The 23,339-nt window shown below is 56.8% G+C and carries 17 protein-coding genes and 1 riboswitch; of the genes, 13 read left to right on the top strand and 4 right to left on the bottom strand.

Annotation, left to right across the window (positions count from 1 at the left end):
* Window positions 1–283: 283 nt before the first annotated feature.
* From H6B30_RS05445 to H6B30_RS05430, 4 genes are all read right to left on the bottom strand, one after another.
* Window positions 284–1,852, bottom strand: a complete 1,569-nt coding sequence (locus H6B30_RS05445; protein WP_205108686.1) for a peptide chain release factor 3 — start codon at window positions 1,850–1,852, stop codon at window positions 284–286.
* 172 nt (window positions 1,853–2,024) lie between these two features.
* On the bottom strand, window positions 2,025–2,882 hold the full coding sequence (gene rfbD, locus H6B30_RS05440; protein WP_205108684.1) for a dTDP-4-dehydrorhamnose reductase: 858 nt from the start codon (window positions 2,880–2,882) through the stop codon (window positions 2,025–2,027).
* A 51-nt stretch (window positions 2,883–2,933) separates the two neighbouring features.
* Complete coding sequence (locus H6B30_RS05435; RefSeq protein WP_205108682.1) at window positions 2,934–3,476, bottom strand: DUF4924 family protein; 543 nt, start codon at window positions 3,474–3,476, stop codon at window positions 2,934–2,936.
* A gap of 6 nt (window positions 3,477–3,482) precedes the next feature.
* Window positions 3,483–4,148 carry a LysE family translocator gene (locus H6B30_RS05430; RefSeq protein ID WP_205108681.1) on the bottom strand — a complete coding sequence of 222 codons (666 nt, stop codon included), beginning with the start codon at window positions 4,146–4,148 and terminating at the stop codon, window positions 3,483–3,485.
* A gap of 132 nt (window positions 4,149–4,280) precedes the next feature.
* Between H6B30_RS05430 and H6B30_RS05425 the strand changes: the two genes are divergently transcribed.
* The 13 genes from H6B30_RS05425 to H6B30_RS05365 all read left to right on the top strand — a co-directional run bounded on the left by H6B30_RS05425 (window position 4,281) and on the right by H6B30_RS05365 (window position 23,072).
* Complete coding sequence (locus H6B30_RS05425; RefSeq protein WP_205108678.1) at window positions 4,281–5,264, top strand: ROK family protein; 984 nt, start codon at window positions 4,281–4,283, stop codon at window positions 5,262–5,264.
* Window positions 5,265–5,460: 196 nt separating this feature from the next.
* Window positions 5,461–5,657, top strand: a riboswitch (cobalamin riboswitch).
* Between the two features lie 926 nt (window positions 5,658–6,583).
* Window positions 6,584–7,324, top strand: a complete 741-nt coding sequence (locus H6B30_RS05420) for a hypothetical protein (RefSeq protein WP_205108676.1) — start codon at window positions 6,584–6,586, stop codon at window positions 7,322–7,324.
* Between the two features lie 45 nt (window positions 7,325–7,369).
* Window positions 7,370–7,894 (top strand): DUF6359 domain-containing protein, encoded by a 525-nt coding sequence (locus H6B30_RS05415; RefSeq protein ID WP_205108674.1) that lies wholly within the window; start codon window positions 7,370–7,372, stop codon window positions 7,892–7,894.
* A 33-nt stretch (window positions 7,895–7,927) separates the two neighbouring features.
* Window positions 7,928–8,755, top strand: coding sequence for a hypothetical protein (locus tag H6B30_RS05410; RefSeq protein ID WP_205108672.1), 828 nt, complete (start codon window positions 7,928–7,930; stop codon window positions 8,753–8,755).
* 313 nt (window positions 8,756–9,068) lie between these two features.
* Window positions 9,069–10,277: a tryptophan synthase subunit beta gene (trpB, locus tag H6B30_RS05405; RefSeq protein ID WP_205108670.1), complete on the top strand. Its 1,209-nt coding sequence runs from the start codon at window positions 9,069–9,071 to the stop codon at window positions 10,275–10,277.
* An 89-nt stretch (window positions 10,278–10,366) separates the two neighbouring features.
* Window positions 10,367–11,755: an anthranilate synthase component I family protein gene (locus H6B30_RS05400; protein WP_205108669.1), complete on the top strand. Its 1,389-nt coding sequence runs from the start codon at window positions 10,367–10,369 to the stop codon at window positions 11,753–11,755.
* 22 nt (window positions 11,756–11,777) lie between these two features.
* Entirely contained in the window at window positions 11,778–12,356 is a 579-nt protein-coding gene (locus H6B30_RS05395) for an anthranilate synthase component II (RefSeq protein WP_205108667.1), read from the top strand.
* A 312-nt stretch (window positions 12,357–12,668) separates the two neighbouring features.
* Window positions 12,669–13,667 carry an anthranilate phosphoribosyltransferase gene (trpD, locus tag H6B30_RS05390; RefSeq protein ID WP_205108873.1) on the top strand — a complete coding sequence of 333 codons (999 nt, stop codon included), beginning with the start codon at window positions 12,669–12,671 and terminating at the stop codon, window positions 13,665–13,667.
* 7 nt (window positions 13,668–13,674) lie between these two features.
* The gene (gene trpC, locus H6B30_RS05385; RefSeq protein ID WP_205108665.1) at window positions 13,675–14,487 is read left to right on the top strand and encodes an indole-3-glycerol phosphate synthase TrpC; all 813 of its coding nucleotides are present in this window, start codon (window positions 13,675–13,677) and stop codon (window positions 14,485–14,487) included.
* The gene (locus tag H6B30_RS05380; RefSeq protein WP_205108663.1) at window positions 14,478–15,194 is read left to right on the top strand and encodes a phosphoribosylanthranilate isomerase; all 717 of its coding nucleotides are present in this window, start codon (window positions 14,478–14,480) and stop codon (window positions 15,192–15,194) included. The genes trpC and H6B30_RS05380 overlap by 10 nt, the downstream gene beginning before the upstream one ends.
* Window positions 15,191–15,967, top strand: a complete 777-nt coding sequence (trpA, locus tag H6B30_RS05375) for a tryptophan synthase subunit alpha (RefSeq protein WP_205108661.1) — start codon at window positions 15,191–15,193, stop codon at window positions 15,965–15,967. Before H6B30_RS05380 ends, trpA begins: the two co-directional genes overlap by 4 nt.
* 873 nt (window positions 15,968–16,840) lie before the next feature.
* Window positions 16,841–21,580, top strand: a complete 4,740-nt coding sequence (locus H6B30_RS16670) for a glycoside hydrolase family 88 protein (protein WP_205108659.1) — start codon at window positions 16,841–16,843, stop codon at window positions 21,578–21,580.
* Between the two features lie 97 nt (window positions 21,581–21,677).
* Window positions 21,678–23,072: a pectate lyase family protein gene (locus H6B30_RS05365; protein ID WP_205108656.1), complete on the top strand. Its 1,395-nt coding sequence runs from the start codon at window positions 21,678–21,680 to the stop codon at window positions 23,070–23,072.
* Window positions 23,073–23,339 lie beyond the last annotated feature (267 nt).

Raw genomic sequence — 23,339 nt, 5'->3', positions numbered from 1 at the left:
CGGGGTTCCGGCAAGCAGCTCTTTTTGTCATCATTTTTATCAAAGCAGCCATCAACCTGACTGTCAGCATGTTGCGACATGGACCGTTTCGCCTTTCAAAACGGCCCGTACCACAGTGCCGAACGGCCCGTATTGCACGGTCGGAAGGCATGTTTCGCGCACCATGTCCGCCATCGTGGCCGGCCGAACCGAACGGCGTAAAGATTTTTCGCCGCCGGCATGAGCATGCCTTTTCTGGCCCGTGGCTAAAGCCTATGCACCGCCGGCCACTGCCAGCCGACCGTCAGAACTCGCTGGTGGTGTGAAACTTGATGTGCTTGAAGTCTTCCTGTGCCATGCTGAGCACGTAGCCGCTGTCGGCAAGGAACACGTCGCGGCCCTCCTTGTCCTTGGCCATGTACTGATACTTGCGCTTCTTGAAGTTGGCAAGCTCGGCCTCATCGTCGCTCTCTATCCAGCATGCCTTGTACAGATGCACGGGCTCCCAGCGGCACTTGGCGTTGTACTCGTTTTCAAGCCTATACTGTATAACCTCAAACTGGAGCTGCCCCACGGTGCCAATGATCTTGCGCCCGTTGAACTGGTTGACGAAAAGCTGGGCCACACCCTCGTCCATCAGCTGGTCGATGCCTTTCTGAAGCTGCTTCGACTTCATCGGGTCGGCATTCTCTATGTACTTGAACATCTCGGGCGAGAAGCTCGGCAAGCCTCTGAAATGCAGTTGCTCGCCGTCGGTCAGCGTGTCGCCAATCTTGAATATGCCGTTGTCGGGCAGTCCTACGATGTCTCCCGGGTATGCCTCGTCGATGGTGCTCTTGCGCTGCGCCATGAACTGCGTGGGCGAAGAGAAGCGCACCGTCTTGCCCAACCTGACGTGCAGGTAAGGCTGGTTGCGCACAAACTTTCCGCTGCACACCTTGCAGAAGGCTATGCATGAGCGGTGGTTAGGGTCGATGTTGGCTGTTATCTTGAATATGAAGCCCGTAAACTTGGGTTCGTCGGGGCTCACCATGCGTTCTTCGGCCTTTGTCGGGCGTGGGCTCGGGGCTATCTTGACAAAGCAATTGAGCAGTTCCTGCACTCCGAAATTATTGAGCGCAGAGCCAAAGAACACGGGTGCCACCGTGGCATCCCTATAGTCGTCGACATTGAACTCGGGGTAAACGCCGTCGACCAGCTCCAAGTCGTCGCGCAACTTCGATGCGTTGTCGGCTCCCACCCGCTCGTCAAGCTCGCTGCTGTCTATGTCGACCTCCACCTTGTCGGTCACCCTCTGCTTGTCGGGCGTAAACAGGTCGAGCTTGCCTTCATATATATTGTACACCCCCTTGAAGCGCGCGCCTTGGTTGATGGGCCACGACAGCGGCCTCACCTTAATCTGGAGCTCCTGCTCAAGCTCGTCGAGCAGGTCGAAAGGGTCGCGCCCCTCGCGGTCCATCTTGTTGACGAAAATAATTACGGGCGTGTTCCTCATGCGGCAAACGTTCATCAGTTTGCGCGTCTGAGTCTCAACTCCCTTGGCGCTGTCCACCACAATGATGGCCGAGTCGACGGCGGTCAGTGTGCGGTATGTGTCTTCGGCAAAGTCCTGGTGGCCCGGGGTGTCGAGTATGTTCACCTTGTATCCCTCGTAATCAAACTCCATCACCGACGTCGACACGGATATTCCGCGCTGCTTCTCGATGTCCATCCAGTCGGAAGTTGCCGTCTTCCTTATCTTGTTGCTCTTCACTGCACCGGCCACCTGTATCTGTCCGCCGAAGAGCAGGAACTTCTCCGTTAGTGTTGTCTTACCCGCATCGGGGTGCGAGATTATCGCAAATGTTCGTCTTCTTTCTATCTCGTTGTTCATATATCTGATGTTCTCGTAAAATCATGTCTACATCGCCGGCCTCATGAAAAGGCCCCAAGCCTGCCCTGCCGCAGCCAACGCACGCGGCACCGGCACAGCAGCCTTGCCGCATTCGGCGCACGCCGGCGCTCCTGCCGGCCGCCAGCGCCCACGCCCGGGGCGCCATCTGCCATCACTGAGCCATCAGCCTGGCCATGCAGTCGCCGAGGCTTTCTTCCCAATGGGGAATCTCTATGCCGTACGTCTCCTTGATTTTTGTCTTGTCGAGCACGCTGTAGTGCGGCCTGTTGGCCGGCGTGGGATACTCTGACGTGTGCAACGGGCGCACGTGGCACGTGCCAATCCCGGCCATGCGGTGAACGGCTTTGGCGAAGTCATACCAGCTGCACACGCCCTCGTTCGAGAAATGGTAGACTCCGGGCACGATGCCCTTGTTCACCGCAGCCATTATCGCCACGGCCAGGTCGCGTGCATACGTGGGCGTGCCAATCTGGTCGAAGACCACCCCAAGCTCCTTTTTCTCGCGGCCGAGGCGCATCATCGTCTTTACGAAATTGTTGCCAAATGACGAATAAAGCCATGCCGTGCGCACAATCATCGTGCGCCGGCAGAACTTGACCACGGCCAGTTCGCCGGCCAGCTTGGTGCTTCCGTACACACTGTCGGGCGAAGGCGTGTCGGTTTCGACGTACGGCGTGTGTGCCTTTCCGTCGAAAACATAGTCTGTCGACACCTGTATCATCGCCCCGCCCCGCCTCTCTACAGCAGCGGCGAGGTAGGCCGGGGCCACCGTGTTGAGCGTGGTACATAGCTCGCGGTCGCTTTCGGCACGGTCGACGGCTGTGTAAGCCGCGCAGTTAACTATGCAGTCAATCTCATGGTCGGCCACGAAGCGGTCGACAGCGGCCTGGTCGGTGATGTCGAGCTGGCTCACGTCGGTATTGAAAAAGACATGTTGCCCATTGTCTTTTTCCAACAGTTGCATCTCATTTCCCAGCTGCCCGTTGCAGCCTGTGACAAGTATGTTCATCCGTCTCTATGTCTTATATCGTGTAACAATAACCATTGCGTTGCGTGTCGGTCAGAACTCGAGCGGTTCCTCGCGGTCTTTCAGGTAATAGTCGTTGAGCATCCCGACAAGCGTCGATATCTCTTTCACGGCGTGCTCCGTGTCGGGGCTTATCGGCTTCTTGGCCAGCCGGAGCATCATGACGCCGTAAAGAGAGTTGAAGCACGTCTCAACCTCATTCTCGTCTTTGCTCGCCCCGCGGTTGCGCAACTCGACTATGAACGGCAATACCTTGTAATACTCGCTGTTGTAGAAAGGGTATCTAGGGCTCTGCAGCAGCTGGGCATGCAGTTCGGCCAGCTGTTGCATGGTCACCTTGTTTATCTGCAAGTGCCCTTTCTCGCGGCATCCTTCCTGGTTCATCATCCTTATGAGGTTGCCAAACCAGTCGGCCTCTTCCTCCTTCTGCTCGTCGGTATAGTCGAAACGGTCGATATACTCGCGCCTTATCCTTGAGAGCGAGCATCCGAATGCCCTTATCGTATCTTCTATCTGCCACATGTAGAGCAGATACTCGGCTATGTTCTTTTTCCTTAATTGCTGTGCTATGAACATGATTCGTCAGAAAAACCTGTATATGTTGGTCACTGTCCCGAACACCATGATGACCGAACAAATCATCACCACGGCCCCGATGACCTGATTAATCAGCTTGATGCCGTTGTCGTCGAACTTCCCCCGTATCTTGTCGATGAGCCAAGTCAGGCCAAACCACCACAGCATGGCACCGCCGAATATGCTCAGGAAGCCCACGCACATCTCGAAAGGATGGTCTGGCAACACAAAGGCGAACTGTGCGTAACAGGCCAGGAAGAGGAAGATGATGAGCGGGTTGGAGAACGTCACGAGAAAAGCCGTTATGCCGTTGTGTAGCAGCGAGCCTTTCTTGGTGCCCGAATGGTGCATGTTGCGCGTCGGGTCGGTACGGTAGGTGTACACCCCGAAGGCAAAGAGGAGCACGCTGCCCACTATCTGCAAGTACAGCTTGTTCTCCGGGTCGTTGACGAAATCCATCACCAGGCTCATGCCCAGCCCCGTTATCCCGGCGTAGATGATGTCGCTCAAGGCTGCACCCACTCCTGTGACGAAGCCATACCAACGGCCTTTGTTGAGCGTGCGCTGCACACAGAGCACCCCCACCGGCCCCATCGGCGCCGACGCAATCATCCCTATAAGGATTCCCTTGAAGATGAAATTCAATATGTCTATATGTATAGGAAACGGCATAACGAATGCAAAATTGCTAAAAATAAACGAAATGAGCAAGTTTTTCAGGCTAAATGTTTGCCCTGTCATGGTTTTTGCATAACTTTGTCTTCGCAACTAACAACACCCATAAATAAAAACCATAATATGAATATGGACATACAACAAAGCATCAAACCGTACGTCATAGGCCTCGACCTGGGAGGCACCAATGCTGTGTTCGGCATTGTAGACAGTCACGGTTACATAAAAGCCACAACGGCTATAAAGACCCAGGTCTACAAAAGTGCAGAGGATTTTGTGAAGAGTGCCACCGACTCACTGCAGATAATAATCGAGCAGGTGGGCGGCATAAGCAAGATCAAGGGCATGGGCATTGGCGCTCCTAACGGCAATTTCTACAGCGGGACGATAGAGCGCGCCCCCAACATCTCGTGGGGCAAGGGCGTGGTTCCGCTGGCCGACATGTTCGCCCAGGCCATAGGCATACCCGTCGCGCTCACTAACGACGCCAACGCCGCGGCGCTCGGAGAGATGACCTACGGCGTGGCAAAGGGCATGAAGAACTTTATCATGCTCACTCTGGGCACGGGCGTGGGCTCAGGCATCGTGGTCAACGGGCAGCTGGTGTACGGCAGCGACGGCTTCGCCGGCGAGCTGGGCCACGTGATAATGGTGCGCGAGGGCGGCAGGCTGTGCGGATGCGGGCGCCACGGTTGCCTCGAGGCATACTGCTCGGCCACCGGTGTGGCCCGCACGGCACGCGAAATGCTGGCCAACACCAACGAGCCTTCGATACTGAGGGAGATGAATGCCGAAGACATAACGTCGCTCGACATCAGCATAGCCGCAGGCAAGGGCGACAAGATGGCCAAAGACATATTCGAGTTTACGGGCAAGATGCTGGGCCAGGCCTGCGCCGACTTCGCCACATTCAGCAGTCCCGAGGCCTTCGTGTTCTTCGGGGGGCTGGTCAAGGCCGGCGAGCTGATAATGGACCCCATACGGCGCGCCTACGACGAAAGCGTGCTGCCCATATTCCAAGGCAAGGCCAAGTTCCTGGTGAGCAGCCTCGACGGTGCATCGGCGGCAGTGCTGGGCGCCAGCGCAATAGGTTGGGACATCAACCAGCAATGACCGCCACAGGCCCCTGCCGCCCGCAGGGGGCAGGGCTAAACAACAACAACCATAAGGGCGAGGGCTCTCTCATGGCGCTTCACATTGCCGCCACCATGGCAACAGAAGCACGTGGCGAGAGCCCTCGCCATGTTAATTTGGGTTAACACAACCACAAATTCACAGCATTTAACCACCTTGATACATTATTTATCTGTAACTTTGCACGCGTTGAGGTTCGCGCAACTGCGATTAAAAGGGAATGGAGGTGCAAATCCCCAACTGTCCCGCAGCTGTAAGTTCCTTTATTACCCACGGGCATTTCAGTCCACTGCTCAGGCCACAAACAGGCCGGGCGGGAAGGCGCCCGGGGTGGAACGAAGTCAGAAGACCTGCCACAACAGCCGCAAAGGCGGCAATGGGCCAAAGTTCCTCGGAGCAAGGATCATGAGGCATCAGCACAACTTAATACCCCGACAAAGGCGTCAAGGCGCCCCATCATGCCCTCCTGACGAAGTGCAAAGCCACTGGCGTTGTTGGCGCCATCTGTGTTCAGATAAAATTATGTGCATTATTATATAAGTTAGTTTGAAAGTTGTCCGACCGTGAGGCCGGGCAACTTTTGTCTTTCCAAATGCCTGCCACGGACAGTGGCAAGCAATCCCCATGTCAACATTTTTAGCAAAAACCAGCCCCGTCTGCACCATATCAAACAGCCTGTTGGCCGGGGCCATTTTGCCAAAAAGCCAGACTAACATCCCTGTCAAGGCCGCACGCCGGCCGCCATCGGGCCCCATTTTGCCGAAAAACCAGGCTTGAAGCACCCAGCAGAACGCCATTGCAGACTGCAAGATGGCATGTTTGGAAGGCTGGAACGGCCCGTTCGGGCTTCTAAAACGGGCTGTTTGACAACACCGCTGGGCGCCAGAGGGAGCGCAACCCCCGCCCCACCAGCCACAACAGCCATCAAGTCAACACTTTAGCCCAACACCCCTGAGATTGCAGAATTTGCCGCCGAGACCTACCGACGCGCCGCCACAGCCATTCTCAAGCAACTGTTTGTCAACAAAATTTGCACTCTGCCAACCGCCATTACCACCCCACCGAACGCCAACGGAAGCGCAACCTATACGCAGGGAAAACAAAAGGTTGGCGCAGGACGCGCCAACCTGGATGCTTATAGATAAGGTCATCAACAATGGCTGATAGAACTTACCGATGGCAAATATAAGCATTTTCCAACTAAACTGCAAATTTTTAAAGCAAAAAATGAATAACATCTTTGCATAATGCCATTTTTTCTGTATATTTGTGGCAATATATTTAAAATGCAAATGCCCATGAATGCCAACAAGACATTACTGACAGCAGCAATGGTCATGTCGCTCTTTGCAACGATGTCGTGCACAAACACGACTGGCACAAAAGACAACAACAAACCTGAAACAAGCATTAACCGAGAAGCAAGGCAAGCAGAAGGAACCGACGAATTGATAAGGCAGCGCTATGACGGATGCCGCATACTCGACCACGACTATGACAACGGCTACCTTGAAGTGAAGATTGTGCACGATGGCACGGAGAAGGTTGCGCTCTTCGACGGCAGCAGCCGTTGGGTGCGCACGCTGTGGGAAACAAGGCGCGAAAGGCTGCCGGAACGCGTAATCGAAGCCATCGGGCAAGAAGGATTGGCCTACGAAGACATTGACGACAACGACAACAAGGTGGTAGACTCGCCCGGCGGACTGCTATACGCCGTGCAGGCAAGGCGTCACAACGACGACTTCATATTCCTTGTGTCGCCCGACGGCAAAATAATGTCGACGCTCACAGCCGACGAATGGAACGACGGACGAACATACGACACCACCGGCAGCAGGCCGGAGGGCAGCAACAGGCCGGCCAACCCGCCGGCAAGGCGGGGGCAAGGCAGCCACGACGGGGGCAGCCAACCCACAGGCAGTGGAATGGAACGCCACGGCTACGTCCACACCGACGGGCCTGCAAACCGTGGATACGACGACGGCGAGGACCATTTCGACGAGGGAGACGACGAATGGGACTACCGTCGCAACAGATGACATGCCCCGGACTACAACAACAACGACAACCAAAGAACTTGCAGCATGGTTAAAACTAACTTAAAAATCACTATGATGGCTGTTGCCATGGCATGCGTCTCGCTAACCGCGGCATGCGAAAAGGATGTGTTCGACGAAGGCTCCAAGCCCGACGAAGAGCAGCCGAGGCCCGACAAGGGGGTAATAAACAAAGACACGGCACAGATAGACTACATGACCGTGGCCGAGGCACAGGAGGCCACAGTGGGCGAGGTCATCTGCGTCAGGGGCTATATCGTGGCGTCATGCACACGGAGCATGAGTAACGCCGACTTCACAGAGCCGTTTGAAGGCAGCACTGCCATCATTCTGGCCGACGAGCCCGCCGACCTCGACGACTTCAAGTACCTGACCGACGAGCATCTCTTCCCGGTGTGCCTCACCGAATACAAGGACGTGAGGGCGGCGCTCAACCTTGTAGACAACCCGCAGCTGTGGAACCGACTGGTATACATCAGCGGGGTGAAGTCGCGCTACATGAGCATGCCCGGACTGAAGAAAGTGCTGCAATACCAAGTGGCCGCACAATAAACACCAATCTAACAGACACCAAAACTCAAGCAAATGAAAAAGGCTTATTTACTGTTTGTTGCAATAGTAATATCTGTTTGCACATCAGCCCAAAACGGCAAAAACCTCATAAAACCCATCGACAAAGACGGATTCGAGGTCGACTCAATACTCAGCATGCGCGGCGACGTCATTGTCTACCTGCGTGCCGGCACAGAGTTCGACATCAAGAAAAGCGATGTTGCTTACGTCAACCATTCCATACTCGGGCGGATTGACATTGCAGAAATGGATTTGCCAATACCCGAACCAAGGCATATCGGCGAAGCATACATGTGCAATTTCGACAACAAAGAATACGTACAACTCGAAAAAACGGTTGGAATCAACAAAAGCAAGAACCAATCATTAAAGTCTAAAAAACTGGTTTTTGCAAAGACAAAAAGCAAAGACAACACATCCTACAGCAACGATCAAGAAACTGTCTCTGCGCTGATTACGCAGGCGAGCGACTATTCTGACATTCCAAAACTAAAGGTTTACGTTGACAAAAAATACTCAAACCTAAGGGCGAAACTGGGCGAACAGAAAATCATCGTACGTGTTCCTGACCAGAAAGCAGACCCTCATGACATTATATTTTTGGCCAAATTCTCAGTCCAAAAGACAAGAAAGCTATCTTTGAAAAAGAACAAGGACGTTGCAAGAACTGGGCCTTACTGCCTCACTGAATACCAGGAAGTGCCCTTTTCCGCCCAGAAATACGGTAAGTCATCATTCTTGATTACCGTCGACTTGACCGAATCGGGCGAATACTGTATACTTCTCAATACGGTCAACATAATAAACGACCATTGCACTCTATACTGCTTCGGTGTGTGACCACGTTTTTCCCATATAATTATGAACGCGCCTACGCATGACAGAAAGCGCACATTTTACGGTAAAATATTTCATTTTGAGAAAATAACAAGCAAAAGATTTGCAGATTAAAAGAAAAGCATTATCTTTGCAAACGTAAACCAATAAAATACAAACGATATGATACAGATGATCAATGCATGGTGGTGGCGCAACTCGAGATTCAGATAATCGCGGGTAACGGAGCTGTGCATAGTATCCAAAGATATAAACACAAAGGCTCGTCGCAACCGCGGCGAGCCTTTTTAATTTGCAAACCAACAACACTAAAGATATGAAACAGTCGTATTTAGTTGACCAGAACGGATATTACGGAGAGTTTGGCGGGGCCTATGTTCCCGAGATTCTATACTCCACTGTAGAAGCCCTTAAAGAGCAATACCTTGGAATCATGGAGTCGGAAGAGTTCAAACAAGAGTACATGGAGCTGCTCAACGACTATGTGGGAAGGCCCTCGCCACTGTACCGCGCGGCCCGCATGAGCGAGCGCTACGGATGCGAGCTATACCTGAAGCGCGAAGACCTGAACCACACCGGGGCCCACAAGATAAACAATACCGTGGGCCAAATACTCCTTGCGAAGAAGATGGGGAAGAAGCGAATCATAGCCGAGACAGGCGCAGGGCAGCACGGTGTGGCCGTGGCAACGGTGTGCGCACTGATGGACATGCCCTGTGTGGTATACCAGGGGGCGCTCGACGTTGAGCGCCAACACGTCAACGTGGAGCGCATGAAGATGCTCGGCGCCGAGGTGCGCCCCGTGTTTACGGGCAACCACACGCTCAAAGACGCCACCAACGAGGCCATACGCGACTGGTGCTGCCACCCGCATGACACGTTCTACATCATCGGTTCGACCGTCGGCCCCCACCCTTATCCCGACATAGTGGCGCGACTCCAGAGCATCATATCGAAGGAAATAAAGGAGCAGTTGGCAAGAAAGACAGGGCGCGACTATCCCGACTACCTCATAGCCTGCATCGGCGGAGGGTCGAACGCTGCCGGAACAATATACCACTACATCGACGATGAGCGCGTGAAGATTGTGTTGGCAGAAGCCGGCGGGCAGGGAGCCGACACCAGCCACACCGCCGCCACGATACACGCAGGCTCTGTCGGCATACTGCACGGGTCGAGGACGCTTGTCATGCAGACCCCCGACGGCCAGATAATGGAGGCAGAATCAATATCGGCAGGGCTCGACTACCCGGGCATCGGGCCCATGCACGCCAACATGGCCGTAAAGAAGCGGGCCACGGTTTACGCCATCAACGACGACGAAGCCATTCGCGCAGCATTCGAGCTGACGCGCACCGAAGGGATAATACCCGCCCTGGAAAGCGCCCATGCCATAGCCGCACTTGGCAAGATGCACTTCAACAGCAACGATGTGGTGGTGCTCACGGTAAGCGGCAGGGGCGACAAAGACGTGGAGACTTACCTGGCCAACAAAGCCATGGCCGGCGAATACGGCACGTTCTGAGCCACGGCCGGAGGCGGCCAGCGGCCACGGCACACAGACATGGGCCACAACCGGAGTGGCCAAACCAACAATGCAAACCAACACAAGACATGACATACAAATATAAGACAATAGCAAAAACAGTGCTCGCCGACCTGCACACCCCTGTGGGAGCCTACCTGCGGCTGCGCGACATGCAGCCCATGAGCGCCCTGATGGAATGCTCCGACTACCACGACAGGGCCACGAGCCGCTCGTTCATAGGTGTCGAGCCAATGGCAAGCATATCAATAGGCCACGGCATGTGCACCATGGCCTACCCCGACGGCGGACGCAAAGAGGCACCCATGGGCCCGGGCTACGGTATCGAACAGGCCATGCGCGAGTTTGTAGACAGCTTCAGGGTTGAGGGCGAAGGCTCCGAACTGTGCGGACTCTACGGCTACACCTCGTTCAACGCGGTGAGATACACCGAAGGCATCGACGTCAAAGACGTGACACAGAAACGCAACGACGCCCCCGACCTGATGTACATATTATATAAGGTGGTTGTGGCCTTCGACCATTTCGACAACACCATGACCGTGGTGACGCTCGGCAACGAGGCCGACATAGACCGCGTGCTCAAGCGAATGAACAAAGACTGCGCCGGCACCTACGGATTCCGCACCACGGGCGAGGCCGTGCCAACGCTCACCGACGACGAGCACAGGGAGAACATAAGGCGCGGAATAGCCCACTGCATGAGGGGCGACGTGTTCCAGATAGTGCTGTCAAGGCGCTTTGCCCAGCCTTACGAAGGCGACGACTTCACGCTCTACAGGGCCCTGCGCTCCGTCAACCCGTCGCCATACCTGTTTTATTTCGACTTCGGAGGATTCAGGCTGTTCGGCTCTTCGCCCGAAACCCACTGCCGCATCGAGGGCCGCAAGGCATTCATCGACCCCATTGCCGGAACAGCAAGGCGCACGGGCGACGACGCCTCCGACAGGCTCAAGGCCGAACAACTGCGCTCCGACCCGAAGGAAAACGCCGAGCACGTGATGCTGGTCGACCTTGCGCGCAACGACCTTAGCCGCAACTGCCACGACGTGGGAGTCGACTTCTACAAAGACTTGCAGACATACTCGCACGTGTTCCATCTCGTATCAAGGGTCAGCGGAACGCTCGACGAGGGCGCCGACCCGCTAAAGGCCTTCGTCGACACCTTCCCCGCAGGCACGCTCTCGGGCGCCCCAAAGGTCAGGGCCATGCAGCTGATAAGCCAATACGAGCCCCACTGCCGCGGCGCCTACGGCGGGTGCATAGGCTATATAGGCCTCAACGGCAATTTGAACCAGGCCATCACCATACGCACCTTCGTGGCCCGCAACGGCGAGCTGTGGTTCCAGGCCGGCGGAGGCATAGTGGCCCGCAGCAGCGTTGAGGGCGAGTTGCAGGAAGTGAACAACAAGCTCGGGGCACTGCGCAAGGCCATCAGCATGGCCGAACAGATGTAACGACATTCAGAAACATAAAGAAATGAAAATAGCTATCATTGACAACTACGACTCGTTTACCTACAACCTCAGGCACCTGGTAAACGAACTGGGGGCCGAAGTGACGGTAATGCGCAACGACCGCTATGCCATCGGGCAGCTCGAACCGTTCGACAAGCTGATATTCAGCCCCGGGCCGGGCATACCGTCGGAGGCTGGCCTCATGCCCGAAACAATCAAGGCGTATGCCGGGCGCAAGCCCATGCTGGGCGTTTGCCTTGGCCACCAGGCCATAGGCGAGGCCTTCGGGGCCCGCCTTACCAACCTCAGCGAGGTGTTCCACGGCGTGGCCACAGAAGGAACGCAACTGGGCAACGACTACATCTTCGGCTCGCTGCCGCACCGCATCACCATGGGGCGATACCACTCGTGGGTGGTTAGCCGCGAGGGACTGCCCGAATGCCTCGAAGTGACGGCCGAGAGCGACGACGGACTGATAATGGGCCTGAAGCACAGAAGCTACGACATACACGGCATCCAGTTCCATCCCGAAAGCGTGCTCACGCCACAAGGACGCACCATCATGGCCAACTGGCTCGCCGGCCGACCCGGCGTGAGGTAGCGCCGACAGCAGGAAATAACATTACAACACCACTGTCCATGCTGCCGCAAGGGCGAGGCCACATTGCAAAACGCCCCGTTTGGCAATGCAAAACGGCACTTACCGCACTGCCAAAGAACCCGTTTGGCAACGGCAAACCGCACGCGACGCAACGTCCTGAAGGGCAAAATGTTGCACAACAGGCACCGACTTGAGGACTATGGTAACAAAAACAGACAAACAACACCGGCCATGCCGCCCCGCAACCAACTGGCGGCATCGACCTCAACCGACACAAGGCTTACATCAAAGACAACGACAATGAAACAAGACATGAACAAAACGCTCGAGCGGATGCTCAACCACGAGGAACTGACCCGGGAAGAAACCAAGGACATACTGATAGGCATCACCCGCTCCGAATATCCGCCCGAGCAGATAACGGCGCTGCTCACCGGACTGCAGATGCGCGGGGTGACCGTCGACGAACTGCTGGGCTTCCGCGACGGAATACTGGAAACGGGCGTCCCCGTGCCACTCGACTGCGAGCGATACGTCGACGTTGTGGGCACAGGCGGCGACCGCAAGAACACTTTCAACATATCAACCACGGCGTGCTTCGTCATTGCCGGGGCCGGCTACAAGGTGGCCAAACACGGCAACTACTCGGCAACAAGCACGAGCGGGGCATCAAACGTGATGGCACGCCACGGGATAAAGTTCACCGACGACATCGGCAAGCTGAACCGAAGCCTGAGTGAGTGCGGCATTGTTTACCTGCACGCACAGCTCTTTGCACGCGCAATGAAGTTTGTGGGGCCCATACGCAAGTCGCTCAGCTTCCCCACTTGCTTCAACCTGCTCGGCCCCATCGTCAACCCGGCCAAGCCGCAATGCCAGCTGCTCGGCGTGGCCACACTCGACCAGATGCGCCTATATAATAATGTATACCGCAAGATTGGCATCGACTACGCCATCGTCAACAGCACCGACGGGTACGATGAGATATCCCTTACGTCTGATTTCAAGGTGGCCACCAACAGCTATGAGCGCGTGTTCTCACCCGAAGACATCGGCCTCCACCACGCCAGGCCCGAAGAACTCGTGGCCGGCGCCACCGAGGAAGAGGCCGCCCAGATATTCGACAGCGTGCTCAACAACACCTCGCTGCCAGCACAGAAAGAGATTGTTGTGGCCAACGCAGCCTTCGGCATACAGGTGCTGGAGCGCGGAAGCAAGGGCATCGACGAATGCATCGCCATAGCCCGCGAGTCGTTGGACAGCGGACGGGCCCTGAAAACATTCAGAAGATTTGTCGAACTTAACTCATAACGCAAGCATGAAAGACATTCTCAACGAGATAGTGGATTGGAAACGCCGCGAAAACGAGCACCTTGGAAGGCTCTTCGACGGGCGCGAACTGCGCGCCATGGTCGACAGGCAATGCCGCGACACCCCTCCGTCGCTGGCACGGGCCGTGGCAGAGTCAGGCACTGGCATTATAGCAGAGTTCAAGCGCAAGTCGCCTTCTAAGGGATGGATTAAGGCCGATGGCTCGGCCAGCACCATACCACTGGCCTACCAAAACGCCGGTGCCGCCGCCATAAGCATACTCACCGACGAGCGCTTCTTTGGCGGACGCGACGAGTATGTGTCCATGGCAAGGCGCTCGGGGGTGACGGTGCCCATTCTCTACAAGAACTTCGTGGTCGACGAAAGCCAGCTCTTCAGGGCACGGCTCTGCGGCGCTTCGGCCGTACTGCTCATTGCGGCATGCCTCGACATGGCGCAATGCGCCGGACTGATGCGCACGGCCCACGACATCGGACTCGAGGTGTTGCTCGAGATGCACAGCGAGGCCGAACTGGAATATGCCGCCCTTGGGCCCGACCTGTGCGGCATCAACAACCGCAACCTCGGCACGTTCAACACCGACGTGGCTACCTCGCTCGCCCTGGCACCGCTCCTTCCGGGCGATGCCGTCAAGGTGAGCGAGAGCGGAATAGGCAGTGCCGACACTGTGGCCGTGCTCCGGCAGGCAGGCTTCAGCGGCTTCCTGATAGGCGAAAGCCTGATGAAAGCCGAATCGCCGGGCAAGGAACTGAGCGACATGATAAACCGTATGAAAAAACAGGCAGGCACATGCAGCTGACAGTAAAGGTTTGCGGCATGAGGAATCCGCACAACATCAGCGAGGTGGCGGCAGCGGGAGCCGACTGGATCGGGCTTATTTTCCACCCCTCGTCTCCGCGCTTTGTGGGCCGGCCGGACACCGCTACGGATGCTCACCCCGGCGCCGCCGTAGCGATAGACGTGCCGCCGGGCATAATGAAAGTGGGCGTCTTCGTCGACGCCGACAACGATTACATATCAATGCAGGCCGCCCGCCATGGGCTCGACCTGATACAGTTGCACGGCAACGAAAGCCCGGCCGCCATGCAAAGCCTGCGGTGCTCGCTCCGCGCCGGGTCGCTCCATGGGGTCAGGCTCATAAAGGCGTTGCACGTGGCAAGCGCCTCCGACCTGCAGGGATGGGCCGCCTATGCCGACTGTGCCGACTTCATGCTCTTCGACACCAAGTGCCCGACGGCAGGCGGAAGCGGCAGGCAGTTTGACTGGACGGCCCTGGACAGCTACGACGGCAGCCTGCCATTCCTGCTCAGCGGCGGCATAGGGCCCGACGACGCCGACCGCATAGCCGGCTTGTGCCACCCGATGATGGCCGGCATTGACATCAATTCGCGCTTCGAGACGGCCCCCGCCGTGAAAGACGCCGCACTGATAGGGCGGTTCATAGGCAGGCTGCGCAGCGCCAAAACGACAACACAGACACAAAGACTAAAACAAAACAAGACATGAACAGAATCAACGAACTATTCAGCAAGGCCGGAAACAGGAAACTGCTCTCACTCTACTTCTGCGCCGGATGCCCTGCGCCAGACAATACGGCCGACACTCTCAGGGCAATGCAACGCCATGGCATCGACATGGTGGAAATCGGAATACCGTTCAGCGACCCCATGGCCGACGGGCCTGCAATACAAGACGCCGCCACGAAAGCGCTGCGCAACGGCATGACGCTGGCCAAGCTCTTCGGGCAACTCAAGGCCGTCAAAGACGAGATAACCATGCCGGTGATTCTCATGGGCTACCTCAACCCGATATTGCAATACGGCATCGGGAGGTTCTGCGAGAGCTGCGCTGAATGCGGGGTGGACGGCGCCATCATACCCGATCTGCCGTTCAAAGACTACATGGAGACGGTGAAGCCTGTGGCCGACAGGCACAACATAAGGATAATAATGCTCATCACGCCCGAGACAAGCGACGAACGCATACGCTTCATCGACGACCACACCGACGGATTCATATACATGGTGTCGTCGGCGGCCACCACAGGGGCGCAACAACTGTTCGACGACAAGCGGCTGGAATACTTCCGCCGCATAGACGACATGCATCTGCACAACCCGAGGATGATTGGCTTCGGTGTGTCGAACCGCCAGACACTCGAAAGCGCACAGGCCTATTCGGCCGGGGCCATCATAGGCAGCAAGTTTGTAAGCCTGCTCAACGACAGCGCCAATGCCGACGAGGCGCTCGACAAACTGTTCGCCGCCCTCTGGCGGTGAGCACCGTGGCGAGCGTGGCACCTGCACCGGCAGAAGTGGCACGCAACGGCAATCGATGCGCAAAAAATGCCCGCCACCCACAGTGCGCCGCACCGGCGGGAATGCCAAACGGGCCATACGGCACTGCAAAACGGGCGTTTTCGCAACACAAAACGGGCCGTTCGGCAGTGCCGTATGGCCTGTTTGGCATATGGCTGACAATGAGCGCATTATGAAAGATGCCATAGGGCGTAGCAGGCCCCGGCCGCCCACCTCGGCCAGAACCGGCTTAATCATATTAGCGGACATTTATTCCACCGCCACAGCCGAAGGCGCATCGGGCCGAGCCAAGGCCAAGCCGAAGCATGGAATGCGGCGGGGCGAGGCTGGCGCCGTGGCTGCATGAAGCGCAAACCGCAACCGGCACAAGACGCCATAACGACTGCACGGGGTTGGACATTGGCAAAATCAACACAGCCGCACAACGTCAGCCACACGGCCGTCAATCACCACCAAACGGCCTTTCTGAGCCTCAAAAAATCGAAAATACAGCCATATTTATGGTGGAAAATCGTATTTTAACGGATTTTCCACCATCAAACACATCTGCAGAAACAATATTCCCCCGTTTTTATTAAAATGTCCTAACAAAACATTTCAATTTATCCGCCGCCATAAAAAATATTTTGTACCTTTGCATCAGGAACATAACCAAAACTAAAGTACCAACCTATTTTACCATAGAAATCTATATAATAAATTAAAGACGTTAGTGATAAAGGGTTAATAATAGCATTCCCTCATTGTTTAGTAGTAATGTAACAGACCACGTCTGTGAAGATATGGTCTGTTTTTAGAAGCCATAACATTTCAGAAACTATATAAAAACGATTTATGAAATACTTACATTTATTGCTCCTCTGCCTGCTATTCCCCGCAGCCCTTATGGCCGACGGATGGGACACGCAGTATAAGCAGATAGAACAAAGCATCAGGCAACCGAAGTTTGCCGACCGTGATTTCCTGATAACAAAGTACGGCGCCAGCCCCGAAGCATCGGCAGCATCCAACCAAAAGGCCATAAACAAGGCCATAGCCGAATGCTCGAAAGCTGGCGGTGGCAGGGTTGTAGTACCTGCAGGCACATACAACACAGGCGCCATCACCATGAAAAGCCATGTCAACCTCGTCGTAGAAAAAGGCGCCACGCTCCTGTTCGCATTCCAACCGGAGCTTTATCCCATCGTGCCCACGCGCTGGGAAGGCCTTGACTGCTGGAACCTTTCACCCTGCATCTACGCATACAAGGCTACCGACGTGGCCATCACCGGCGAAGGAACCATCGACGGCGGCGGCACAAACGAGACGTGGTGGAAGTGGTGCGGTGCTACCCACTACGGCTGGAAGGAAGGTGTGATAAGCCAGCGCAACGGCAGCCGCGCCCGGTTGCTGAAGATGGCGGAAGACGGTGTCGACATGAACGAGCGCCGCTTCGGGCCTGAAGACGGCCTGCGCCCGCAGCTGATAAACTTCAACCAGTGCGACGGCATACTCATAGAAAACGTCACTCTGCTGCGCTCTCCGTTCTGGGTGATTCACCCGTTGCTGTCGAAAAACATCACCGTACGCGGCGTGCACATCAACAACGATGGCCCCAACGGCGACGGATGCGACCCCGAGTCGTGCGACGGCGTGCTGATAGAAAACTGCTTCTTCAACACCGGCGACGACTGCATAGCCATCAAGAGCGGCCGAAACAACGACGGGCGCCTGTGGAACCGCCCGAGCCAGAACATCATTGTGCGCAACTGCGAGATGCAAAACGGCCACGGCGGCGTGGTGATAGGCAGCGAGATATCCGGCGGATGCCGCAACGTGTTTGCCGAAAACAACATAATGGACAGCCCGAACCTCGACCGCGTGATACGCATCAAGACCAACACGTGCCGCGGAGGCATAGTGGAGAACATCTATGCACGCAACATCACCGTGGGGCAATGCGGCGAGTCGGTGCTCAAAATCAACCTCGACTATGAGCACAACGAGATTTGCTGCCGCGGGTTCCTGCCTACGGTGCGCAACATAAACCTTGAAAACGTGACGTGCCAAAAGAGCAAGTACGGCGTGCAAATAATCGCGCTGGACACGTGCGTCAACGTTTACGACATCAATGTGAAGGACTGCAAGTTCAACGGAGTGGCAGAAGGCAACACAATAAAGGGCCTTACGCGCAACATCAACTTCGACAACCTATATATAAACGGCGGACTTGTGCTTCAGGAAAAGCCATACAAGAACTACAGCCAGTGGATGACTGCCTCCGAGATGAAGCGCGTGCCGCAGTCATACCTGCTCGACTTCTCAAAGAAACCTAAGTGGAGCTATGTCATGGGCATCGAGCTCGAGGCCATGCTCGACACGTATCTCAAGTACGGAGGCGAGGAAATAAAAGACTATTGCAAGCTCTACACCGACACGATGATAAACGACAAGGGCGAGATACGGGGCTACAAGCTGAAAGACTACAACCTCGACAACATCCGCACGGGCCATTTCGTGGCACGCATGTATGAGCTCTATCCCGAGAAAAAGAACCTGAAGGCCATCGAGACGCTCATGAAGCAGATGAAAGACCAGCCCCGCACCAACGAAGGCGTATACTGGCACAAGGCCATCTACGCCTACCAGGTGTGGCTCGACGGCATATTCATGGGCCTGCCTTTCCACGCGATGACCGCCAAGATGCTGCTCAGCGACAAGAAGGCGCGCAAGATTTACGACGACGCCGTAGACCAGATAAAGAAGACTTACGACCGTACGCTCGACCCGAAGACGGGCCTCAACCGCCACGCATGGGACGAAACGCGCGAGATGTTCTGGGCCGACAAGACCACAGGACTGTCGCAGCACTGCTGGGGACGGGCCCAGGGATGGTATACCATGGCGCTCATCGAACTGCTCGACGTGCTTCCCGAAGACTACGAACGCCGCCCGGAGGTCATCGACTTGCTCAAGAAAGACCTCGATGCCGTGATAAAATGGCAAGACAAGAAGACCGGGGTGTGGTATCAGGTGATGGACAGCCCGGGGCGCGAAGGCAACTATCTCGAGTCGACATGCTCGACCATGTTTGCCTACTCGCTGCTCAAGGCATACCGAAAAGGCTACCTCGGAGCCAAATACCGCGACGCGGGAATACGCGCTTACCGCGGAATCATCAACAACTTCATCAAGGTCAACCCCGACAGCACTATCTCGCTGACCAACTGTTGCGCCGTGGCCGGCCTCGGCCCGGGCACGAGCCCCACCATAGCCAAGTATGTGAAGAAGCCCAACCTGCGCCGCGACGGCTCTTACGACTACTATCTCTCTGAGCCGGTGCGCGACAACGACGCCAAGGGAGTGGGCCCGTTCATCTGGGCTTCGCTCGAGATGGAAGCGCTGGGATACAACACCGACAACTCCACAGAGGCCATAGACCGCCAAGCAGTGGTGACGCGCAACAACCCAATCGTCACCCGTCCCGACTCGCTGGCGTCGCTCTCGGTGGGCAACGGCCACATTGCAGCAACGGTAGACGTTACCGGACTGCAGAGCTACCCGGACTTCTACGAGGGCGGAGTGCCGCTGACCACCATGTCGGACTGGGGATGGCACTCGTTCAAAAACGACAAGTCGGTGACCAAGAGCGAGACGGAGAAGGCCTTCGACCTGGGTCACGGACATGAAGAAACATACGCAGTGGAATACAAAAAGGCCGGTCGCAACAAGGATGCGACCGACTTTTTCCGCATCAACCCCCACCGCCTGAACCTCGGCATAGTTGGCCTTGAGCTGAAAGACAAGGCCGGCAAGAAGATTGAACTGGCCCAGCTGGGCGGCATACGCCAGGAACTGGCCCTTTGGGACGGCACCGTCAACTCGCGGTTCACTGCCGACAGCACCCTGGTGGAGGTGTCTACATCATGCTACCAAGACCGCGACGCCATCTTCTCGCGCATCAAGAGCAACATGCTCAAGGACGGACGCGCCTCCGTCACATTCAATTTCGCCTACCCGACAGGCAAGCATGCCGACGCGGCCGCCGACTGGTCGAAGCCCGACCTGCACCGTTCGGCCATCGTGTCGACGGGCGACCACAGCGCAACGATAGAGCGGACGGTAGACGAGACGAAGTATTACGTGAGCCTTGAATGGGAAGGCAACGCCACTCTCAAGGAGACGGCACCCCACAGCTTCACCCTCACCACCACCGACGACGTGCTCACCTTCTGCGCCGAATACTCTGCATCAATGCCCAAGAAGCGCAGCACCTCATACTCATACGACCAAGCCATCAAGGCGGTGATGAAGAGTTGGCCACGCTTCTGGAACGGCGGCGCCATGGCAGACTTCTCGGCCTGCACCGACCCGAGGGCCAAGGAGCTGGAGCGCCGCGTGGTTCTGTCACAGTACCTCACGCAAATCAACTGTGCCAACGCCACGCCGCCGCAGGAGACCGGGCTCACCTACAACTCATGGTTCGGCCGCCCTCATCTCGAGATGACATGGTGGCACACGGTCGACTTTGCCCTGTGGAACCGCCCGAAGACCATTGCCCCCATGCTCGACTGGTACAACGAAGTGGCCTATCCGATGGCCAAGAAGATAGCAGAGCGCCAGGGATTCAAGGGCGCGCGGTGGATGAAGATGACCGACCCCTGGGCCGGCGAAGCCCCGTCGAACACGGGTTCGTTCCTCACATGGCAGCAACCGCACTACATCTACCTCGCCGAGGAGATGTATCGGGCCAATCCCTCGAAGGCAACGCTCGACAAATACGGCAAGTATGTGGCCGAGACGGCCGAGTTCATGGCTGACTGGGCGAAGGCCTGCGCGCCAAAGGGCGGCACAATCAAGCTCTTCGGGCAGACGGCCATGCAAGAGTCTATGTCGAAAGACTTCTCTTACCACCACCCGTTCGAGCAGGCCTACTGGGTCTACGGGCTCACCGTTGCCCAGCAGTGGCGCGAGCGCCAGGGCCTGGAGCGCAACGCCGAGTGGGACGACATAATAAGCCGCATGGCCCCGCTGGCCGAGAATGGCGACATCTATGCAGCCGGAGTGCCGCTCGCCGAGTTTGACTCAAAGGCCAAGTCGACCGAGTTCGACCCCTTCGTGGCCGCCGAGCAAGCCGGCCGCAAGCAGGTTTCGGCCGAAGATTTCGCCCTGAAGTCGCGCTCCGACCACCCCGCCGTGCTCGGCGCCTGCGGCCTGCTGCCCTACTACCCCGCCCTGTATGACAAGGCAAAGATGGCCAAGACGCTCGACTGGGTGATGCAAAACTGGAACTGGCCCACCACATGGGGATGGGACTACGGCATGATAGCCATGACCGCCGCCCGCCTCGGCCGGCCCGAGACAGCACTCGAGGCACTGCTCATAGACAAGGGAAAGAACACCTACCTCGTAAGCGGCCACAACTTCCAGGAGCCCAAGCGGCTGCGCCTATACATGCCCGGCAACGGCTCGCTGCTCGCCGCCGTGGCCATGATGTGCGCCGGGTGGGACGGCTGCGCCGAGCCCAGCAACCCAGGATTCCCCAAGGACGGCAAGTGGAACGTACGCTGGGAAGGGTTCCAACGCATGCAATGAGCAACACACCTCAAGCCTCGCAAGTGCACGCCAACGCTGCCCTTGCGAGGCTTTTCCGTTTCAACAAGGACACTATTAACCACAAAATGACACCATTATGAAAAAGACTCTGACGGCAACTGCAGCCATTGCCCTGCTTGCTACTAACGCCACGGCTGCCAGGCTGCCCGCATTCCCCACTGCCGAAGGCTACGGAATGTATACCGTTGGGGGCCGGGGTGGCGACGTTTATGAAGTGACCAACCTCAACGACTCGGGCAAAGGAAGCCTGCGCCAGGCCGTAAACGCCAAGGGGCCACGCACGGTTGTGTTCCGCGTATCGGGCACAATAGAGCTGAAGAAGCCGCTGACCATCAACAACCCCTACATAACCATAGCCGGACAAACGGCGCCCGGCGACGGCATCTGCATAAAAGACTACCCACTAAACATATCGGCCGACGAAGTGATAATACGCCACCTGCGCGTAAGGCTGGGCGACAGGAGCGGCCAGGACGCCGACGCCATCAGCTGCCGGGGGCACAAAAACATAATACTCGACCACATTTCGGCCAGCTGGAGCATCGACGAGACCATGTCGATATACATGTGCGAGAACGTGACAATACAGTGGTGCATCATCAGCGAGAGCCTATTTGCATCAAACCACATAAAGGGCAACCACGGATTCGGAGGCATCTGGGGCAACAACTACGCCACATACCACCACAACCTGATAGCCTGCCACTCCAGCCGCAACCCGCGCTTCGCCTCGGGGGCGGGATACAACGACTACAGAAACAACGTAATATACAACTGGGGGTACAACAGCTGCTATGGAGGCGAGAAAGACCACCCGGAGATAAAGAACACATTCGGCTCGTTTACGGTCAACATGGTGGCCAACTACTACAAGCCCGGCCCGGCCACACAGCCCGGGCGTACAGCCTGCAGGATAGCCGGGCCGTCGTTCAGGGGCAGTGCCGACAACTACGGCAAATGGTATGTGGCCGACAACATTGTCGAGGGCTGCGACAGCGTGAGCCGCGACAACTGGAACGGCGGCATGCAACCGACCGGCGGCGACGTCGACATCGAGCATGTGAGGCTCGGCCAACCGTGGCCGGCAATGCCCATAAGGCAGGAGACGGCCGCCCGGGCCTACATCTCGGTGCTGGCCGGAGCCGGGGCCACGCTGCCCAGGCGCGACGCCGTCGACACGCGCATAGTCGACGAGGCCCGCAGCGGGAAGGCATCGGTAGAGGGCAAGGCATACAAGGCCCGAAAGCGGATGAAAGACCCGTCGCAACCTTCCGGCATCATCGACACGCCTGAAGATGCGGGCGGATGGCCCACGCTCAGGTCGCTACCTGCCCCAACCGACTCCGACCACGACGGCATGCCCGACGCATGGGAGGCCGGACGCGGTCTCGACCCCTACGACCCGGCCGACCGCAACACTACCGGCGCCGACGGCTACACCATGCTCGAGGCATACATCAACAGCCTGTGAAACTGACGGGAGGGATGCCGGAGGTGTAAAAATCTTTCGCCGTTGGCCGGCAAGGCGGCCATTTCCCGCAACCCGCTGACGCCCAACCACTTGCCGCCACGGGCCGTTTGACCCTGCAAAACAGCCCCCGCCGGGGGCCAAAACGGCCCGGACGGCATGACGGAACAGGCCATTCGGCACACCCGCCGAAGCCTGTTGGCAGCACGCCTGTTGCCATGTAAACAATCATTACCCACCACCCCCAAGGCCTGTCTCTTATACACATCT

The sequence above is a fragment of the Marseilla massiliensis genome (assembly GCF_016899955.1).
GTDB lineage: Bacteria > Bacteroidota > Bacteroidia > Bacteroidales > Bacteroidaceae > Prevotella > Prevotella intestinigallinarum.
Note: the sequence above shows the minus strand (reverse complement) of the source record. Positions and strands in the feature narration are given on the sequence as shown.

What these genes read in the sequence shown, in the direction of transcription:
- H6B30_RS05445 (WP_205108686.1), bottom strand. Translation starts at nt 1,852, where the DNA reads ATGAACAACGAGATAGAAAGAAGACGAACATTTGCGATAATCTCGCAC.
- rfbD (WP_205108684.1), bottom strand. Translation starts at nt 2,882, where the DNA reads ATGAACATACTTGTCACAGGCTGCAACGGGCAGCTGGGAAATGAGATG.
- H6B30_RS05435 (WP_205108682.1), bottom strand. Translation starts at nt 3,476, where the DNA reads ATGTTCATAGCACAGCAATTAAGGAAAAAGAACATAGCCGAGTATCTG.
- H6B30_RS05430 (WP_205108681.1), bottom strand. Translation starts at nt 4,148, where the DNA reads ATGCCGTTTCCTATACATATAGACATATTGAATTTCATCTTCAAGGGA.
- H6B30_RS05425 (WP_205108678.1), top strand. Translation starts at nt 4,281, where the DNA reads ATGGACATACAACAAAGCATCAAACCGTACGTCATAGGCCTCGACCTG.
- H6B30_RS05420 (WP_205108676.1), top strand. Translation starts at nt 6,584, where the DNA reads ATGAATGCCAACAAGACATTACTGACAGCAGCAATGGTCATGTCGCTC.
- H6B30_RS05415 (WP_205108674.1), top strand. Translation starts at nt 7,370, where the DNA reads ATGGTTAAAACTAACTTAAAAATCACTATGATGGCTGTTGCCATGGCA.
- H6B30_RS05410 (WP_205108672.1), top strand. Translation starts at nt 7,928, where the DNA reads ATGAAAAAGGCTTATTTACTGTTTGTTGCAATAGTAATATCTGTTTGC.
- trpB (WP_205108670.1), top strand. Translation starts at nt 9,069, where the DNA reads ATGAAACAGTCGTATTTAGTTGACCAGAACGGATATTACGGAGAGTTT.
- H6B30_RS05400 (WP_205108669.1), top strand. Translation starts at nt 10,367, where the DNA reads ATGACATACAAATATAAGACAATAGCAAAAACAGTGCTCGCCGACCTG.
- H6B30_RS05395 (WP_205108667.1), top strand. Translation starts at nt 11,778, where the DNA reads ATGAAAATAGCTATCATTGACAACTACGACTCGTTTACCTACAACCTC.
- trpD (WP_205108873.1), top strand. Translation starts at nt 12,669, where the DNA reads ATGAACAAAACGCTCGAGCGGATGCTCAACCACGAGGAACTGACCCGG.
- trpC (WP_205108665.1), top strand. Translation starts at nt 13,675, where the DNA reads ATGAAAGACATTCTCAACGAGATAGTGGATTGGAAACGCCGCGAAAAC.
- H6B30_RS05380 (WP_205108663.1), top strand. Translation starts at nt 14,478, where the DNA reads ATGCAGCTGACAGTAAAGGTTTGCGGCATGAGGAATCCGCACAACATC.
- trpA (WP_205108661.1), top strand. Translation starts at nt 15,191, where the DNA reads ATGAACAGAATCAACGAACTATTCAGCAAGGCCGGAAACAGGAAACTG.
- H6B30_RS16670 (WP_205108659.1), top strand. Translation starts at nt 16,841, where the DNA reads ATGAAATACTTACATTTATTGCTCCTCTGCCTGCTATTCCCCGCAGCC.
- H6B30_RS05365 (WP_205108656.1), top strand. Translation starts at nt 21,678, where the DNA reads ATGAAAAAGACTCTGACGGCAACTGCAGCCATTGCCCTGCTTGCTACT.